2 protein-coding genes are annotated in these 2,801 nt (G+C 37.1%); both read right to left on the reverse strand.

Going from position 1 to position 2,801, the window contains the following annotated elements:
• Window positions 1-79 precede the first annotated feature (79 nt).
• Window positions 80-580 (reverse strand): retropepsin-like aspartic protease, encoded by a 501-nt coding sequence (locus ACRC28_RS10800; protein WP_438543456.1) that lies wholly within the window; start codon window positions 578-580, stop codon window positions 80-82.
• A gap of 156 nt (window positions 581-736) precedes the next feature.
• A complete protein-coding gene (locus tag ACRC28_RS10805) occupies window positions 737-1,435 on the reverse strand; it encodes a hypothetical protein (RefSeq protein WP_438543455.1) in 699 nt (232 codons plus the stop codon).
• Window positions 1,436-2,801: the final 1,366 nt, after the last annotated feature.

The raw sequence follows: 2,801 nt of genomic DNA on the forward strand, positions 1-2,801 counted from the left end.
TTGTTCTTCAATGGTTTGTTGGGGTCGTATAAGATTTACAAAGTGGTTATCTTGGAACACAATTCTATTAAGATAATTGTCAATGATAATTTTGTTTCCTTGTATGAAATCTCTTCCAACTATCAATTCTGCTGGGAGATTCCTCAAGACATAAACTACCATTTTGTATTTTTTTTCCATTAAGTTGTAACGAAAGATTGACTGACTGGCATGTAGTTTCTCTGTTTCCACTTCCGAATATTGTTGTCAAAGGTCTTGTTTCTTCGACTTGGAGATCAAGTTTTTTAATCATATTAGAAGACATGAAAGACTTACATGAAGCCGTATCTACTATAGCTTTTACCTTTTGGCCATTTATGAATCCTTTGACTGCGATGTCTTCAACTGAACTTGGGTTTAATTCTTCAATAACTAGATTTTGCTGAGTTTTATTTAATTTATAGCAAACAGCAGTATTATGTGTATTAGTTTTGCAGTGATTACAATATTTTTTGTTGAAAAAGCAAGCTTTTGTTGTGTGACCCTTCTTTTTACAGTTGAAACAATATTTCTCGTCTGTGCTCTTAGTATAGTTTGAGATAGGGTTTTGTTTCGATCAATGAATAAACTCCGATTGGGAAAGGATAGAGTCTTCGAGTTTTCTGAGAACAGTTAAAACCTCTTTGAGATTTTCCATGTCAATGTCCTGTCTACTGAGTTCTATCGAAGTATATGTTTCTAGTCCATTGTGGAAATATTATACGTGTACCCTCCCTTGTTCCTTTTTGGTTAGGCCTTTAATGAATGAATACCCTTGTAAAAGGTTAGTTATTTCTGCATCATAGTCTGCTATGCGCATGTAATGAGTTTGTCTGAGGCTGTCAAGACTTCTTCGTAAATGTTGGGCATCCGATTTTGGATATTTTATTGCTTTTAGTTCATTTTTTAGTGTTTTAAAACTATTCTTTGTAAGACTGTTTTTGTATTCTTCATCATATATGAGGCTTGAATATATCTGACCTTGGTCCTCGTCAGTCCACTTATTAGCTTTAGCTAGTTCTTCAAATTCCTTTATGTTATTATCGTCATAGTCCATTTTAATGTTGTATATTTTAAATATTTTTTCTCTCGTGGTCACACTAAGTGATCCTATCTGTTTTTCGAAATCGGCATATGGCCTGATATTCGTTTGAGAATTTTTCCCTTGATAATTCCTAGTCTTTTCATGACTTATTTTGGAATGTCTTCTTTCCTCACTTTCCTGTTGTGAGTCTCTTCTAATGACGTTTTCTTTTAGGTCTAGGCTACCCATCATTGAATTCAATTTGGCGTAAAGCCATGGGGGAACAGAGCCAGAGCTGAGAAAGCATTCGAGAATGCTTTCTGGACCCTGGGATATTCCAGTAAACCTATTTTTAAAACCTTTTATTTTCTTACTAATTCCTTGGTAGACCATAGGTTCTTGGGGTAATTTTCTTATAAGCTTTTGTTTAATTTAAATAAACAAATAAGTCCTTATTCATGTGGTAGTGTTATACCACAGGTCTGCTGCGCAGTCAACTACCCCTTACAATAAGCATCTTACCATATCATGTGTACGGAGGTGGTACGGACCTACCGATAGATTATATCAGCAGGAGCACTCAGTGCCCGGTCGTTCGATCTGGACCGTTTTTAGCCGATACTAAGCTCCATCCAACAAGTTGAACGCTAGGGTACTCCCTCGAGAAGATGCACAGTGTCTTTTCCTTCCCTTATACGAACCTCTTTCCCCATGCATGGACTTCTCTTAGCGACTTATGCAGACTCACCTAGGCCAAGTAATTTTCAATTTGACTTAACTCCAGCAGTCACGTACCCGTTTTTGGTTCGCTTTAAAAGGAAAATAATTCGGACGTATGCTATTCTGGGTCATCTCGACACCCAGTTTCACATGCTTTTGCATGGACAGTCACCTAACTGATGCATACAGCTTCTTTGCATCCCTTACATAAAACATCCGGTGGAGAAATGTTTCAGTTCAACTCTAAAGCCTTTGCACTAATTAGTATGCAAGTCTAGCATTTAAGACTCAAACTAATATTGATATATCTTTCAACATTAGTCAAGAGAATCTGAGCCATTAAGACTCTAGATCAGAGTAACCCATGTTTAGTCGTTGTGATATTGCACCACAACGTCCGCTCTATACCACGTGGAGGTAATTGGGTTTAAAGAGCTTTATTAGGTATATTAAAGTTTTAATAACATCAAGTAGACTTACAGTTTTGAAGAAGATTAGAAGTTAGATGGTTTTAATGCCCAAATTAAAGCTCTTACTTCTCCTTAAGCTGCATAGAGGAATGGGGTTTTTCTGCGAGCTTCCATGGATAAGTTCTTCAAAGTCATCTTGAGGACTCTGGACTGTATATACGCCTCGATGAGTCTGTAGAAGCCTAGTTCCTTCAAAAGTTGTGGTGATAAGTTGTCATCAGAAAATTCCAGGTCATCGTTTACGAGTTATTCTTGTATTGAACCCGTGTGAAGCGCCACAATGATTTGCGAGAGGGTCATACTTATGTTTCTTCCCTACCCTGACCGCGGGTAGATGATCGAATCTTTTTGCCATCTTCTAAAATTAATATCTCCTTCTTGAGTTTGTCTAACATAAAGATGTCTGGCTTATTGTGCTTGACTTTGATACACGTTAGATACGCAAATCTACTCTTATCTCGATCCGGTTGTTTGATATAAATTCCTGCAGGAAATGATTTCGGTTTTAGTTCGACTTTAATAAGCCCGTAGTTCAAGCATAGATGGAGATGTATAACCCCTTAAAGCCT

The sequence above is a fragment of the Clostridium sp. genome (assembly GCF_051650885.1).
GTDB lineage: Bacteria > Bacillota > Clostridia > Clostridiales > Clostridiaceae > Clostridium.